Origin of the sequence: Agrobacterium sp. GD03872 (genome assembly GCF_029840625.1) — a bacterium.
Lineage (GTDB): Bacteria > Pseudomonadota > Alphaproteobacteria > Rhizobiales > Rhizobiaceae > Agrobacterium > Agrobacterium fabrum_A.
The window spans coordinates 461,999-477,285 of record NZ_JAOCCY010000004.1 but is presented as its reverse complement, the minus strand read 5'-3'; the positions used below and the strand labels follow the sequence as shown (position 1 = coordinate 477,285).

General features: G+C 59.8%; 11 protein-coding genes and 1 other annotated feature. Of the genes, 7 read left to right on the top strand and 4 right to left on the bottom strand.

Annotated elements, in window-relative coordinates:
• The first annotated feature begins 84 nt into the window (after positions 1 to 84).
• From creD to N5D22_RS13360, 3 genes are all read left to right on the top strand, one after another.
• Entirely contained in the window at positions 85 to 1,554 is a 1,470-nt protein-coding gene (gene creD / locus N5D22_RS13370; protein WP_279655429.1) for a cell envelope integrity protein CreD, read from the top strand.
• Between the two features lie 279 nt (positions 1,555 to 1,833).
• Complete coding sequence (locus tag N5D22_RS13365) at positions 1,834 to 3,939, top strand: HAMP domain-containing methyl-accepting chemotaxis protein (RefSeq protein WP_279655428.1); 2,106 nt, start codon at positions 1,834 to 1,836, stop codon at positions 3,937 to 3,939.
• A 78-nt stretch (positions 3,940 to 4,017) separates the two neighbouring features.
• Positions 4,018 to 4,073 (top strand) — a sequence feature (sul1 is cis-regulatory element that is thought to sense ions involved in sulfur or methionine metabolism; They are found in Alphaproteobacteria).
• Positions 4,074 to 4,146: 73 nt separating this feature from the next.
• Positions 4,147 to 5,628, top strand: a complete 1,482-nt coding sequence (locus tag N5D22_RS13360; protein ID WP_279655427.1) for a SulP family inorganic anion transporter — start codon at positions 4,147 to 4,149, stop codon at positions 5,626 to 5,628.
• 40 nt (positions 5,629 to 5,668) lie between these two features.
• Here the strand turns inward: N5D22_RS13360 and N5D22_RS13355 are convergent, their stop codons facing one another.
• Positions 5,669 to 6,859 carry a hypothetical protein gene (locus N5D22_RS13355; RefSeq protein WP_279655426.1) on the bottom strand — a complete coding sequence of 397 codons (1,191 nt, stop codon included), beginning with the start codon at positions 6,857 to 6,859 and terminating at the stop codon, positions 5,669 to 5,671.
• 229 nt (positions 6,860 to 7,088) lie between these two features.
• Between N5D22_RS13355 and parC the strand changes: the two genes are divergently transcribed.
• Positions 7,089 to 9,341 carry a DNA topoisomerase IV subunit A gene (parC, locus tag N5D22_RS13350; protein ID WP_279655425.1) on the top strand — a complete coding sequence of 751 codons (2,253 nt, stop codon included), beginning with the start codon at positions 7,089 to 7,091 and terminating at the stop codon, positions 9,339 to 9,341.
• A gap of 90 nt (positions 9,342 to 9,431) precedes the next feature.
• Here the strand turns inward: parC and N5D22_RS13345 are convergent, their stop codons facing one another.
• From N5D22_RS13345 to hemB, 3 genes are all read right to left on the bottom strand, one after another.
• On the bottom strand, positions 9,432 to 10,190 hold the full coding sequence (locus N5D22_RS13345; protein WP_279655423.1) for an arginyltransferase: 759 nt from the start codon (positions 10,188 to 10,190) through the stop codon (positions 9,432 to 9,434).
• Positions 10,191 to 10,368: 178 nt separating this feature from the next.
• On the bottom strand, positions 10,369 to 10,827 hold the full coding sequence (locus N5D22_RS13340) for an RDD family protein (protein ID WP_279655422.1): 459 nt from the start codon (positions 10,825 to 10,827) through the stop codon (positions 10,369 to 10,371).
• A gap of 98 nt (positions 10,828 to 10,925) precedes the next feature.
• Entirely contained in the window at positions 10,926 to 11,939 is a 1,014-nt protein-coding gene (hemB, locus tag N5D22_RS13335) for a porphobilinogen synthase (RefSeq protein WP_279655421.1), read from the bottom strand.
• A gap of 174 nt (positions 11,940 to 12,113) precedes the next feature.
• On the opposite strand from hemB, the gene N5D22_RS13330 reads away from it, so the two are divergent.
• The 3 genes from N5D22_RS13330 to N5D22_RS13320 all read left to right on the top strand — a co-directional run bounded on the left by N5D22_RS13330 (position 12,114) and on the right by N5D22_RS13320 (position 15,001).
• Entirely contained in the window at positions 12,114 to 12,551 is a 438-nt protein-coding gene (locus tag N5D22_RS13330; RefSeq protein ID WP_164056192.1) for a DUF6163 family protein, read from the top strand.
• 234 nt (positions 12,552 to 12,785) lie between these two features.
• Positions 12,786 to 13,295, top strand: coding sequence for a MarR family winged helix-turn-helix transcriptional regulator (locus N5D22_RS13325; protein ID WP_026363448.1), 510 nt, complete (start codon positions 12,786 to 12,788; stop codon positions 13,293 to 13,295).
• Between the two features lie 374 nt (positions 13,296 to 13,669).
• The gene (locus tag N5D22_RS13320) at positions 13,670 to 15,001 is read left to right on the top strand and encodes a murein L,D-transpeptidase (protein ID WP_279655420.1); all 1,332 of its coding nucleotides are present in this window, start codon (positions 13,670 to 13,672) and stop codon (positions 14,999 to 15,001) included.
• The last annotated feature ends 286 nt before the right edge of the window (positions 15,002 to 15,287 follow it).

Sequence of the window (15,287 nt, the reverse complement as noted above, 5' to 3'; positions counted from 1 at the left end):
ACGCAAGACTATCAGGGGTTTTAAACTTGGGACAGCGCCGGCCGAGCTTCGCTTCGGCGCGATCATATTTAGAAGGATTTCAGCATGGTACATGAAACGGAAAAAGACCTTGCCCCGGCGGGTGGGCAGGTTTCTCCAGTTCTGCCGCGCGGCAGTTTCGCCGTCAGCCTGCGTTCGCCGGGCGCAAAGTTTCTGATGATCGGTTTCATATCGATGGTTCTGCTCGTGCCGCTGCTGCTCGTCTGGGGATTGACGGAAGAGCGGGCCTCGCGGGCGGAAGACGTTTCGGGGCGGATCGCCAGTGGTTGGGGTGGCGATCAGGTGGTGAACGGCCCTTATCTCGCTGTGCCTTTCGACGTGGAGCGCCGCCGCGAGGTGGATGGCCGCAGCATCGTCGACCGCACCACCGAATGGGTGCTGGTCATGCCGGAAACGCTCGATGTCACGGCCAGCCTGAAGACCGAGGAAAAGCGGCTCTCGATCTACAGTCTGCCGGTCTATAATGGCGATCTTGTCCTCAACGGCCGCTTCGGTTCCGGCATCCTGCAGGATCTGGCGCGTTTCTCCGGTACGCCGCGTCTCGACAGCGCCATTCTCGTTCTCAGCATTCAGGATATCACGGGCATACGGTCGAGCGCCGGTGTCAGGATAAACGGCGGTCCGGTTCTGCCCTTCGACCCTGGCATGCGGGATATTTCAGCGATGACGACCCATGATGGCCCCGGTGCGCCGGTGAGGTCCGACGCCGGGGTGCACAGGTCGATCGAAAAAAGCCTTGTCGAAACCGGTTTCGCCTTCGACATCGCATTCTCCCTGAATGGTTCGGGCAGTTTCGCCGTCGCTCCTGCTGGCCAGACGACGAGTTTCGCGGCAAAAGCCGACTGGCCGCATCCCGGCTTCGAGGGACTGTTCCTTCCCGAGCAAAAGACCGTTACCGCCACCGATTTTGAGGCCAATTGGACCATTCCCTATCTTGCAAGGGGGGTGGACCGGGTGGTGGAAGGCACGCGCCTGCCGCTATCGAACAGCCTGATGACGATCAACCTCGTAGAGCCCGTGAAATTCTACCAGATCATCGCCCGGACGCTGAAATATTCGATCGGGTTCATCTCGCTGGTTTTCCTTGCCGTCTTCATTGTCGAGCTCAAGGGCGGCGCCGCCGTGCACTGGATACAATATGTGCTGACCGGGCTGGCGCTGATTGTTTTCTACGTGCTGCTGCTGGCGCTCTCCGAACATACGGGCTTTATGGTCGCCTATGCGACGGCATCGATATCGACGGCAGCGCTGATCGCTTTCTATCTCGGTAGCGCAACCAATAGCAGTATGAACGGCATGGTGCTATTTGCCGTTCTGGCGGTCGCCTATGGTGTCATGTACCTGGTTCTGAACGAGGATGAATATGCATTGCTGGCGGGTGCGGTGATTTCCTTCATCGCCATAGCCGCAACCATGTTCGCCACCCGGCGGGTCGACTGGTCAGGAGCCGCCGCCTTGCGGCCGCGCAACGGTGCAGACCATGCGGTGTCGTCCGGTTCGACCGGATCGGTTTGAGTGGCCGCATTGCGGGTTTTTCTTACCCGGCTTGGCATCCGGCGTGAAAAGCGGGAAGTGTAACAGCGAGGCTGGAGCGATGTGTTCCAGCCTCTTTTCCATCCTGTGGTTGCCGCAATCTTCGCCGTTGGCGACCGTTGTTTGCGGGCCGCATCTGCATCTTCGCATTTGATCTGTGGATTGTCATAAAAACTTAATCGAACTGACAAATCCGGTAGAGGACTTCTTAAGCCTTGTCGATCATTCATCGCCCCAACGGGTTTCACAAACGAGGGTTGAATGTTTTCGCTGGTCTCGACGTTCAAAATTGCGCATCGCGTCTCAATGCTGGCGCTGGCCGCGCTGTGCGGGATCGCCGTTATCGCGGGCATGCTGCTCTGGCAAAGGCAGATGGAGGCGCGTTATCGCGTCGCCGAGGAGACGCTGATCGCACGGGACGGAGAACTGGCGGCGCTGGAGGACGGTTTGCATGAAAGCCGCCTTCACCAGAGAGATTTTCTGCTGACGCGCGATATGAAATCCGTCGCGCGGTTTGACCAGACGATGCAGCAGGTCGGGCAGTCGCTGAACTATCTCGAAGGCGGTGCGACACCGCAGATACGGACGCGGCTCGAAGCGCTGGCGCAGGCTGCGGCCGCCTATTCCGACCGCATGAAGGCGCTGGTTTCCAAGAACGGGGAACTGGGTCTCACGCCCTCCGAAGGTCTGGAGGGTGCGATGCGCAACGGTGTCCATTCCATTGAAAAACTCATCGACGTCGTCGCCAATGCAGAAATCCGCGCCAGCATGCTGATGATGCGCCGGCACGAGAAAGATTTCATCCTGCGGCGGGACGAGGGCTACGTGGCAAAACACGCAGCTGAAGTGGAGACCTTCAAGGCGCTGGTGAAGCTGGAATATCGGCCGGGCGCGGAGCGTCAGCGCATCATGGATGCGCTGGAAATCTACACCGCCTCATTCCGCTTTTATGCCCAGGCGGTGCTGGAGGAGGAGAAGGCGCGCGAAACGGTCGCCTCCGCCTATGATGCCCTGCTGCCCATCGTCACCGAGATTTCCGCTACCTACCGGCAGGAGCGGGAGGCGAGCGCGCTGGCAAACAACGCGGCGGCGGAGAGAACGGTTTCGATTGTCGTCGCCTTCATTGCGCTGACCGTTTTGAGCCTTTTTGCCGGGGTCTATTTCATCGGCCGCTCGATAACCCGGCCGGCAACCGCGATCACCGGCGCCATGCGCCGTCTTTCCGAAGGCGAAACCGAATTTGCGGTTCCCGGCCTGCGCCGCGGGGACGAGTTCGGCGCCATGGCGCATGCGCTGGAAATTTTCCGGCAGGCGGCCATCGCCAAGATCGAACTGGAGAGCCAGGCGCTTGCGGCCCGGCAGCAGGCGGAAGCGGAAAAAGCCCGCTTCCAGCGCGAGGCCGAGGCCGAAGCACAAGCGCGGCTGATGCAGGCGACCACCGGACTTGCGGCCGCGCTGCACCGTCTTGCCGACGGCGATCTCTCCTTCGAGCTGAACGAGCCCTTTGCTCCGGATTTCGAGGCGCTGCGTCACGATCTCAACCGGACGATCCGCCAGCTCGATGCCGCCCTGTCCGGCGTCGTACAGTCGAGCGTCGCCATTGACGGCGGCAGCCAGGAGATCAGCCAGAGTGCCGCTGACCTTGCCCGCCGCACCGAACAGCAGGCCGCCTCGCTGGAGGAGACCGCAGCAGCACTGGATGAGCTGACGGCGAATATCCGTATTTCGGCGGAGCGTGCGGTGGAAGCCCGCGCGGTCGCCCATTCGGCCGACGAAGACGCCAACCGCACGGCCGATCTCGTTGTCGATACGATCATGGCCATGGAAAAGATCGAACATTCCTCCGGCAGGATCGGCAGCATCATCAGCGTTATCGATGAGATCGCCTTCCAGACCAATCTTCTCGCCCTCAATGCCGGTGTCGAGGCTGCGCGTGCAGGCGAGGCGGGCCGCGGTTTCGCCGTCGTCGCGCAGGAGGTGCGCGAGCTGGCGCAGCGTTCCGCAAAGGCTGCCGCCGAGATCAAGGTGCTTATCCAGACCTCCGGTTCGGAGGTGAAGGACGGCGCGCGTTTCGTCAGGGAAACGGGGGCTGCCCTGTCGCGCATCGGCGGTTCGGTAAAGACGATCAACGACCATATCGAGGCTATTGCCGCGGCAACGAAAGAACAGTCGCTCGGTCTTTCCGAGATCAACAGCACGGTCAACCATCTGGATCAGGGCACGCAGCAGAATGCGGCCATGGTCGAGGAAAACAATGCCGCCAGCGCCATGCTGGCGGGCGAAACGGCGCGCCTCAAGGAACTGGTCTATCAGTTCCGGCTGAGCGAGGCGGATCTGCGGGACGACGGCCAGCGCGAAGCGGCCTGAGGGCGCCATTGCGGGCATTGAAAAGCGGGCAGGCAACTTGCGGCCCGCTTTTTTGCCGTTTATAGCTGGGCCACTCACCACGGACCCGGTGAAATTCCGGGTGGCTCTTCTGGCCGCCGATCCGCCAGACAACGCAAAGCACCGACATTCCTTTCAATCTACCGGACATGGCTCCGGCCGGTGCGTCATTCTTTGCGAAAAAATCAGATGAACAGATTTCAGACTTACAGACGTGAGTGGTTTTCCAATATTCGCGGCGATCTTCTTTCCGGCATCGTCGTGGCCCTTGCCCTCATTCCCGAAGCCATCGGCTTTTCCGTCATCGCCGGCGTCGATCCGAAGGTGGGATTGTTCGCCTCCTTCGCCATTGCCTGCGTCTCCGCCTTCACCGGCGGCCGGCCGGGCATGATCTCGGCGGCAACCGCCGCCACCGCCGTCCTGATGGTGACGCTCGTCAAGGAACACGGGCTGCAATATCTCTTCGCCGCCACCATTCTCATGGGCGTGCTGCAAATCGCGGCGGGTTTTGCGAAACTTGGCCGGGTGATGCGTTTCGTGTCGCGCTCGGTCATGACCGGTTTCGTCAATGCGCTGGCGATCCTGATCTTCATGGCGCAATTGCCCGAACTGATCAGCGTGCCGGTCGAAACCTATGTCATGATCGCGGCCGGCCTTGCGATCATTTATCTCTTCCCGCTGGTCACGAAGGTCATTCCGTCGCCACTGGCCGCCATCGTCGCCCTGACCTGCGTGGCGGTTTTCTCCGGCATGGATATCCGCACGGTCGGCGATCTCGGCGAATTGCCCTCGACATTGCCGGTTCTTGCCCTGCCGCAGGTGCCGCTGACCTTCGAGACTTTGCAGATCATCTTTCCCTATTCCGTGGCGCTCGCCGCCGTCGGCCTCTTGGAATCGCTGCTGACGGCCCAGATCGTCGACGACATGACGGATACGGGTAGCAACAAGAGCCAGGAATGCATCGGGCAGGGGACAAGCAACATCGCATCCGCCCTCATCGGCGGCATGGGCGGCTGCGCCATGATCGGCCAGTCCGTCATCAATGTCAGTTCCGGTGGGCGCGGGCGGCTCTCCACCTTCGTGGCGGGCGCTTTCCTGCTGTTTCTCATTCTGGTGCTTGACGATCTCGTGCGGATCATTCCGATGGCGGCGCTGGTGGCGGTGATGATCATGGTCTCCATCGGCACCTTCTCGTGGCGCTCGATCCTCGATCTTCGCCGTAACCCGCCATCATCGAGCATCGTCATGCTGGCGACCGTCGGCACGGTGCTTGCGACCCACGATCTTGCAAAAGGCGTGCTGGTCGGCGTGCTTCTCTCCGGCGTGTTTTTTGCGGGCAAGGTGTCGAAACTCTTCCATGTCCGGCCGGAGCTTTCAGCCGATGGCCGCGAGCGCATCTATCGCGTCGACGGCCAGATTTTCTTTGCCTCGACGGAAAGCTTCATCGCCGCCTTCGATTTCGCCGATGAGGCGGACGCCGTGACCATCGATGTCACGGGGGCGCATCTGTGGGATATTTCGGCGGTCGGCGCACTGGACAAGGTGGTGCTGAAATTCCGTAAGGTCGGCAAACGGGTCGAGGTCATCGGCGTCAACGAGGCGAGCGCCCACATGATCGACCGTTTCGCCCTGCACGACAAGCAGGAAGGCGCGGCATCACCCCTGCACTGAGCACAAATGAAAAGCCCCGGCGTAACCGGGGCTTTTTTGTTTATTCGTTTGCCGTCACCGTCACGCCGAGCATTTTCGGCAGGGTGTTCGGCGCGCCCATCGCAGCGCCCATGATCATCGGGAACGGAACCGGCTTTTCCGGCTCCGCGGTGATCGAGAAGTTCTTCGGGTTGTCGATATAGGCGTTGACGGCCGTCGAGACCATGTTCTGCAGTTCCGGAACGTTGAGCGAGGCCATCATGATCGGCGCCATGCCCTTGATGGTCTGGGCAAGCTGATCGCCGGTCATGCCCTGCTGGCTTGCCGCATAGTCGATGGCGCGCTTGGTGATGCTGGCGTCCTCGAAGCTGATTTCAGCATTGACGAAGGAGAGCTGCTGCATCAGGCCGAGCATGGCGAGGCTTGCCGCCTGGTCCGCCTGTTCCTTGTTCGGATTGGCGGCCTGCGCCTTCACCGTCTCCTGCATCGACTTGATGAAGTCGAGTGTGTAGCCGGAGAAGCCGAACGACATGTTGAGACGGCCGACATTATCGAGATCGATGGCATATTCCTCGACATCGATGGTGCCGGAAGCCACTTCCCAGCTGCCGCTCATGGTCATGTCACCGGAGAGCGCCTTGAGTTCGAGCTTCTCGATTGCGTCCTTCGTGGCCGGGTCGGTGACTTCGCTGAGATCGGCCTTGAAGCCGGATGCATCCAGTTCGAAACCGATCGACGACTTGTCGTCGCTGACCGACATGGTCGCGGTGCTTTCTTCAAGCGAGAAAGCCGGCTTGCCGTCGACGGAAACGGAAACCGGGCCGCTATGGGCTTCATCGTAGAACATCAGCGCATCGATGGTGCCCGTGGTGGCATCGGCGGGAATGACGAGGCCGGACATGTAGATGTCGCTTGCCTTGATCTCCACGTTTTCCTGTTTGTAGTCGATATTGTCGAAACGGGCGTTCTTGATCTTGTAACCGCCGTTGTTTTCCTCGACGCCTTCGAGCGTCACATTGCCGACCGGGATCTTCTTGGCCGGGTCTGCGGCCGCGTTGAAGGTCACGTCGCTCAGCGTCACCGTCGAGCCGTTGACGGCGACGGAGCCGGCGGCGATCTCGCCGCCCTGTGTGGCATAGGCTGCATTGATCTTCTTCAGCACATCCCCGCCATCCAGCGCGAAGGCCGGCGCCGAAAGTGTAAGAAGCGCGGCGCTCGCGAAAAGAACCTGCCGGGTGGATTTCAGTCTCATGATGTTTCTTCCCTCAACGTACGGATGTGTTCCGTGTCTCAATGCTAATGGTGATACTTATATTCGCGATTATTCAAAGGTCTATAGGATTTAGATCGATTCCCATGACGGCGGCATTGCGGCATTTGCAACGCAGTTAATAAAAAACCTCATGAAAGAGGTGGTTTCATCCACAGGGCAGACCCCTGAATTTCTTGCCGGGAATCTGCATTTCCGCTAGTCAAGCGCCATGGGAAAAAATCTTCTACCTCCGTCCGGCGGAGACGATAACATTCATCCGGTCGATTTGAAGGCGGCGCTTGAAGAGCGCTACCTCGCTTACGCCTTGTCGACGATCATGCATCGTGCGCTACCGGATGTGCGTGACGGCCTGAAGCCGGTTCACCGCCGCATCATCCATGCCATGAGCGAAATGGGCATTCGCCCCAACTCGGCCTTCAAGAAATGCGCCCGTATCGTCGGCGACGTGATCGGTAAGTTCCACCCGCATGGCGACCAGTCGGTCTATGATGCGCTGGTGCGTCTGGCGCAGGATTTCTCGCAGCGTTATCCTGTTGTCGACGGGCAGGGCAATTTCGGCAATATCGATGGCGACGGTGCGGCCGCCTATCGTTACACCGAAGCGCGCATGACCGAGGTTGCGGCGCTGCTGCTCGAGGGCATCGGCGAGGATGCGGTGGATTTCCGCGCCACCTATAACGAAGAAGACGAGGAGCCGGTCGTCCTGCCGGGCGCTTTCCCCAATCTGCTCGCCAATGGCGCCTCCGGTATTGCGGTGGGCATGGCGACATCGATCCCGCCGCACAACGCCCATGAGATTTGCGATGCGGCGCTTTATCTCATCAAGCATCCCGATGCGACGGTGGAAAAGCTGGTGGAATTCATTCCCGGCCCCGACCTGCCGACCGGCGGCGTGATCGTCGAAAGCCGCGAGAATATTCTCGATGCCTATAAGACTGGTCGCGGCGGTTTCCGCGTGCGCGCCAAATGGGAGACGGAAGATCTCGGCCGCGGCGGTTATCAGATCGTCATCACCGAAATTCCCTTCCAGGTGCAGAAATCGCGGCTGATCGAGAAGATCGCTGAGCTGCTGATCGCCCGCAAGCTGCCGCTGCTGGAAGATATTCGCGACGAATCCGCCGAAGACGTGCGCATCGTGCTGGTGCCGAAGAGCCGTACCGTCGATGCGACGCTCCTGATGGAATCACTGTTCCGCCTGTCCGACCTTGAAAGCCGCCTGCCGCTCAATATGAACGTGCTGTCGCTCGGCAGGGTGCCGAAGGTGATGGCGCTGAACGAGGTGCTGAGCGAGTGGCTGGCCCACCGCAAGGATGTGCTGGTCCGCCGTTCCCGCCATCGTCTCGCGGCCATCGACCGCAGGCTTGAGATTCTCGGCGGCCTGCTCGTTGCCTATCTCAATCTCGATGAGGTGATCCGCATCATCCGCGAGGAGGATGAGCCGAAACAGGTGATGATGGCCAAGTGGTCGCTCACCGACAATCAGGCCGAAGCCATCCTCAACATGCGGCTGCGCAACCTGCGCAAGCTCGAAGAATTCGAAATCCGCAAGGAATTCGACGATCTCAGCAACGAGAAGGCAGAGATCGAGTCGCTGCTCGCTTCCGATGACAAGCAATGGCAGACCGTCGCCTGGGAAATCGGCGAGGTCAAAAAGAAATATGCCAAGGCAACCGAAATCGGCCGCCGTCGTACGCAGTTCGCGGATGCGCCCGATGCCGATATCGAGGCCATCCAGCAGGCGATGATCGAAAAGGAACCGGTCACCATCGTCATCTCGCAGAAGGGCTGGATCCGGGCGCTGAAGGGGCACATGTCCGACACCTCGTCGCTCACCTTCAAGGAAGGCGATGGCCCGAAAATCGCGTTCCCGGCGCAGACGACCGACAAGCTGCTGCTGCTGACGACGGGCGGCAAGGCCTATACGCTTGGCGCCGACAAGCTGCCGGGCGGGCGAGGCCATGGCGAGCCGATCCGCATCATGGTCGATATGGAGAACGATCAGGACATCCTGACCGCCTTCGTCCACGATCCGGCGCGCAAGTTGCTGCTCGTCTCCACCGCCGGCAACGGCTTCATCGTACCCGAGAGCGAAATGGTCGCGAATACCCGCAAGGGCAAGCAGATCATGAATGTCTCGATGCCGGATGAAGCCAAGCTCGCCGTGCCCGTCACGGGCGACCATGTCGCCGTCGTCGGTGAGAACCGCAAGCTCCTAGCCTTCCCGCTGTCGCAGGTGCCGGAAATGTCACGCGGCAAGGGCGTGCGCCTGCAACGCTACAAGGATGGCGGCGTCATCGACGTGAAATGTTTTGCGCTTGCCGAAGGCTTGTCTTGGTCCGACACGGCCGGGCGTCTATTCAACAAGGTGGGTGAGGAATTGCGCGAATGGCTGGCCGACCGTGCCACTGTGGGCCGTACCGTGCCGAAGGGCTTTCCGCGCAGCGGGAAATTTGGCGGATAATACGTAAATGACGTTCCCGGTGGCAAAGCCGGGACGTCTTTCCTGCTTTACTTACAAGAGCTCGGCATTCGCTGAGGTTTTAACGGCAGCTCATTTTTCTTCAGGGTGGTAAACCTCCCACCCGCGCGGCGTCAGATGTTCCTGCGGATGATAGCGGGTCTTGTATCCCATCTTTTCCGAACCATCGACCCAGTAGCCGAGATAGACATGCGGCAGGCCGAGCGCGCGGGTGCGGGTGATGTGATCGATGATCATGAAGGTGCCGAGCGAGCGTTTTTCGAGATCGGGATTGAAGAAGGAATAGACCATCGAGAGGCCGTCGCTCATCACGTCGCTGAGCGCCACGGCCAGAAGCTCGCCGCGCTTGCTGGAATCGATGCCGGAGCCGGGTTCGCGCACGCGATATTCGATGATGCGGGTGTTCACATGCGTGTCTTCCACCATGATCGCATAGTCCAGGGCCGACATGTCGGACATGCCGCCCGACTGGTGGCGGTGATCGAGATAACGGCGAAACAGGGCGAATTGTTCGGTGGAAGGCTCGGCGGCATGCACGGTGGCGACGACATCCCGGTTGGCGGAGAGAACACGCCGCATCGATTTCGTCGGCTGGAACTGTTCGGTCAGGATACGCACGGAAACGCAGGCGCGGCAGTTTTCACAGGCCGGGCGATAGGCGATGTTCTGTGAGCGCCTGAAACCGCCCTGGGTCAGAAGATCGTTCATTTCCGAGGCGCGCGGGCCGACCAGGTGGGTGAAGACCTTCCGCTCCATCTGGTTCGGCAGATAGGGGCATGTGGCCGGCGCCGTAAGATAGAATTGGGGAGAGGGCGTCGCCTGCGTGTTCATCGAACCGTGATCGCCTCCTGCGTCTGTTATGAAAGCGCGCCGCGATTTCACGGGGCCGGCGGCGGCGCTTCAAGCGACATGCATAATGTCACAGAATGGCAAAATGACGGAAAACGTCAACTGCGGGATGAGGTATTTGCCCGATATGAAAGCCACGTTTACGTGGCTTTCAGCGATATCAGCGTGTTCGGACGATGACGGTGCCGAGCAGGAAGTCGTGAACGAGGCGCGAGCGCTCGGTAAACAGGCCGGCAAGCAGGATCAGCGGCGTCAAAACCGAGTTGATGACCCAGAAAAGCACGATGTGAACGGTCGACAGCAGGAAATCGATTCGCTGCCCGTCCATACGCGCCATCGCAATTCCCATCGCCCGCATGCCGGGGGTGGCCTGCGAGGAGCCGCCAAGCGTCATGCCAAAATAAAGCACCGCGACGATGACGAACAGCGCCGGGAAGAGGAACCAGCCGAGGCCGAAGGTAATCACGCCGAGAAAGAAGACGATCACCGCGGCCGGGATGCACAGCAGGAGAACGATCGCATAATCGATCAGGAATGCGAAGACGCGCCGGCTCAGGACGCCGCTATAGGCGCGCCAGTCATCCGGTGCGATATAGGTGGGGTTCTGGTCGAGGCTCATCGGTCGTTTTCTCCTGAGAGGGTCTGAAAGCGCGGCATGCATGCCGTGTCAGCAGACAATATGGGAAACAAACGACCGAATACAATAAGCGTCCGTCCTCAGCCCTTTGCGAGTTTGCGTGCGGCCTCGATGGCGAAATAGGTGAGAACGCCGTCGCAGCCTGCACGCTTGAAGCAGAGGAGCGTTTCCATCATCACCCGCTCGCCGTCGATCCAGCCATTCATGGCCGCGGCCTTGATCTGGCTATATTCGCCCGAGACCTGATAGGCAAAGGTCGGCAGGCCGAAATTTTCCTTCAGCCGCCAGCAGATATCGAGATAGGGCAGGCCGGGCTTGACCATCAGCATGTCGGCGCCTTCCTCCACGTCGAGCGCTGCATCGCGGATTGCTTCCATGCCGTTGGCAGGGCTGATGTAGTAGCTCGCCTTGTCGCCCTTGAGCAGGCCGGCCGTGGAGATGGCTTCGCGATAGGGGCCGTAATATCCGGACGAAAATTTTGTCGCATAGGCCATGATGCCGACATTCTGGTGTCCGGCGGCGTCGAGACCGCGGCGGATGGCGCCGATGCGGCCGTCCATCATCTCTGACGGGGAAATAATGTCGGAGCCGGCTTCCGCCTGCAGGATCGCCGCCCTGACGACCTGGTCGACGGTTTCGTCGTTGACGATCTCGTCGCCGCGCAGAATGCCGTCATGGCCGTGGCTGGTGAATGGATCGAGGGCGACATCGGTGATCATGCCGATATTCGGAACGGCTTTCTTGACGGCGATGGTCGCCTGATTGATGAGATTGTTCGCCTCGAGCACGTTGGAACCGGTCTCGTCGCGCAGCTCCATCTCGATGTTCGGGAAGGTCGCGATTGCCGGAATGCCGAGATCGGCGGCCTCTTTCGCAGCTTCGACCAGTTTGTCGATGCTCATGCGGTTGACGCCGGGCATCGCCGGAATGGGATCGAGAATATTGCTGCCCGGCACGATGAAGACCGGCCAGATGAGATCGTCGACGGTGAGGCGGCTTTCCTGCACCAGACGGCGCGTCCAGTCCGCCTTGCGATTGCGCCGCATGCGGCGATGGCCGGTGATCTCGTCGACCAGATGCGTTTTGTCCTGCATGTAAGAATGTCCTTCGATCGAATTTGGAAAGCTGCATAGCATGAAGCTTGGCCCATGCGAATGCGACAATCTTCCCTCATCGGCGTCCTGCGATGACGATGATGCTTTGACAAGGCAGGCGGCGGGATTCAATATGGGCTGGTCGCCCGTCCGTCGAGACCGTATCTTCCGGCCATGGAACCTGATTCTCAACCTCTGCCGAAACGCCCGCTTACGGAAATCCTCTTTCTGGTCTTCATGAGACTGGTCGCGGTCTCCTGTTTCTGGTTCGGCCTGCAATATTGGGCGATGCTGACGGGCTATTCGCTTGGCGGCCACGGGCGGTTCGATATGCTGAACCTGCCATGGCGCGTGGCGGGCAGCGCGCTGGCGGTGATTTTTCCGGTCGCGGCGCTCGGCCTCTGGCTCGGCGCATCCTGGGGGGCCGTCATATGGGTCATGGGCGCGGGTGCGCAGATCGCCATGTATAAGGTATGGCCGCATATCTTCGGCGCCAACACGCTGGTGCCGGTCATGCACGGCCTCGTGGCAACCATTTATATACTATTCCTGGTCGCTTTCTGGCTGGATCAGCGCCAGAATGAAGAACGCGCAAGAATTGATTTACCATAAGAATAAAGCAATTCGGCCTGATTTTGGGCCACATTTCATGGCTAAGCTATTGATTTATAATAGATGACCTTGGACCATTCCCGCTTCGCCACAAGTTGGGCCTTCCGGGGAAAATGCAGGTAACCATTTGTTAATCGTAGCTTTTAAGTAGAATTTTATGCGCATTGATTAGGTTCTCACTCAAGGCGGGAGACAAACAAACACACCGCCAAACAAAACAGTGAGGCAGTCATGATCAATAGCAAAGTTAAGCCCCAGGCCGTTGTTGCCGATGCACATGAAGATACCATCCGCTCGCTCTACATGGAGTCGCTGCACCTGGTGGAACGTCTCCACCGCCGCCTCCTCGATGTCATCAAGGATGAGTTCGACCGTCAGGGTCGCGATGACGTCAACGCCGTTCAGGCCCTGCTGCTGTTCAACATCGGCAATTCCGAACTGACGGCCGGCGAGCTTCGTTCGCGTGGTTATTACCTCGGCTCGAACGTCTCCTACAACGTCAAGAAGCTGGTCGACCTCGGTCTCATCAACCACCAGCGCTCGCGTGTCGACCGTCGCTCGGTCCGCATCAGCCTGACCGAAAAGGGCCAGGAAATCGCCGAAACGGTTGCCCGCCTTTATGAACGCCACGTCGGCTCGATCGAAAAGGTCGGCGGCATCGGCACCGGCGAGTTCTCCGAAATGAACAAGCTGCTGCAGCGCCTCGACCGCTTCTGGAACGACTCGATCGCTTACCGCCTGTAATATCGCGACGGTTTCACTGTTTAAGCCGGGGGCATCCTTTTGCTCCCGGCTTGCGGATTCCGCAGGTCACCACCAGGCGCTTTTGACTGTCAAGCGCATCCCTTTATCGAGCCTTCGCCCTGTTTCTCAGGCGAACAAAGCTTCGTGAGAATAGGGCCGTGACACGAATCGGCCATATTGATATGGGACCGGCAAGGGTGAAGGAGCCGGCTGTTTCTCCTGCTGTCGCGGCAAGTCCCGACTGTTCTGCCAGACAATAGCGCCCGCGTTATGGGTGTTGAGCATTACCGGCCGGCAGGCGCGTTGTACGTGTTTGTTAATCATATTGATTTAGGCATTGTTGAGAATGCCGAACAAAGTGGCTGGTAGGTAGAATGACAAAGAAATCCGTTTCCGACTCCGTATCGCGCCGCGCGCTTCTGCGTTCGGCCGTTTCCGTTGGCGCCGCCGCGCTTGCCGCGCCGGCCTTTGCGCAGAACGCGCTCAACGATCTCATGGGTTCTTCGCGCCGCGGCAACTGGGATGACCAGTTCGACGCCAATACGTCGCGTTCCGCCGTGGGCGTCGTTTCCAACAATCCGGTTCTCGGTCGCGAAGCCCCTGTCTATATGCAGCAGGCGATCATGCAATATCAGCAGATTGTGCAGAATGGCGGCTGGCCGGAAGTGCCTGCGTCCCAGCAGCGTCTCCAGATCGGCGTCTCCGATCCTTCCGTACAGGCGCTGCGCCAGCGACTGATGGTATCCGGCGACCTGCCGCGCGAAGCCGGCATTTCCAGCGCCTTCGATAGTTACGTCGATGGCGCGCTGAAGCGTTTCCAGGCCCGTCATGGCCTTCCGGCCGATGGCGTCAGCGGCGAATATACCACGAAGGCGCTCAATGTTTCCGCGCAGATCCGTCTGGCGCAGCTGCAGACCAACCTCGTGCGCATCCAGTCCATGTCGGGCGATCTCGGCCAGCGTCACCTGATGGTGAATATCCCGGCCGCCGCCATCGAAGCCGTTGAAAATGAACGTGTCGTGCTGCGCAACACGGCCGTCGTCGGCCGCGCCAGCCGCCCGACCCACGTCATCAATTCCAAGATTTACGAGGTCATCCTCAACCCTTACTGGACCGCGCCGCGCTCGATCGTCGAAAAGGACATCGTGCCGCTGATGCAGAAGGATCCGACCTATCTGGAGCGGAACAACATCCGCCTCATCGACGGCAAGGGGCAGGAAGTTTCGCCGACCGCAGTCGACTGGTTTGCGCCCAAGGCTCCGAACCTGATGTTCCGCCAGGACCCCGGCAAGATCAACGCCATGTCCTCGACGAAGATCAACTTCCACAATCCGAACAACGAATATATGCACGACACGCCGCAGCAGGGCCTGTTCAACAAGCTGATGCGGTTTGAATCCTCCGGCTGCGTGCGCGTGCAGAACGTGCGTGACCTCACGAGCTGGCTGCTGCGCGACACGCCCGGCTGGTCGCGCCAGGAAATGGAACGTGTCATCGCCACCCGCGTCAACACGCCGATCAAGCTGGCGCAGGAAGTTCCGGTTTATTTCGTCTACATCACCGCATGGTCGGCGAAGGACGGCGTGGTGCAGTTCCGCGACGACATCTACGGCAAGGACGGCAATGCCGAACTGGCGCTCAACACCACGGCAGGCATGGAACAGCCGGCCGGCGCTGTGGACGACGATCTGCTGCCGCGCAACTGATCTCTGCATCGGTTTTGTGAAAGGAAGCTGCATCGGTTTGGTGCGGCTTTCAGCAGCGGTGATGATATTGTTTTCCCTTCGCTCTGACCGCTGATGTAGGCGCGAAAACCTCTCCTCCGTCATCCTCGGGCTTGACCCGAGGATCCACAGCCGCACAAAGAATGGATCCTCGGGTCAAGCCCGAGGATGACGTGAAGCATGGGGTTTATAAGTCGCGCCACCCGGGGCGGCTTTTTTCTTGCGATTTTGAAAAACAACTGTCGTTTTTTGTCGCAACGTCGCAGTT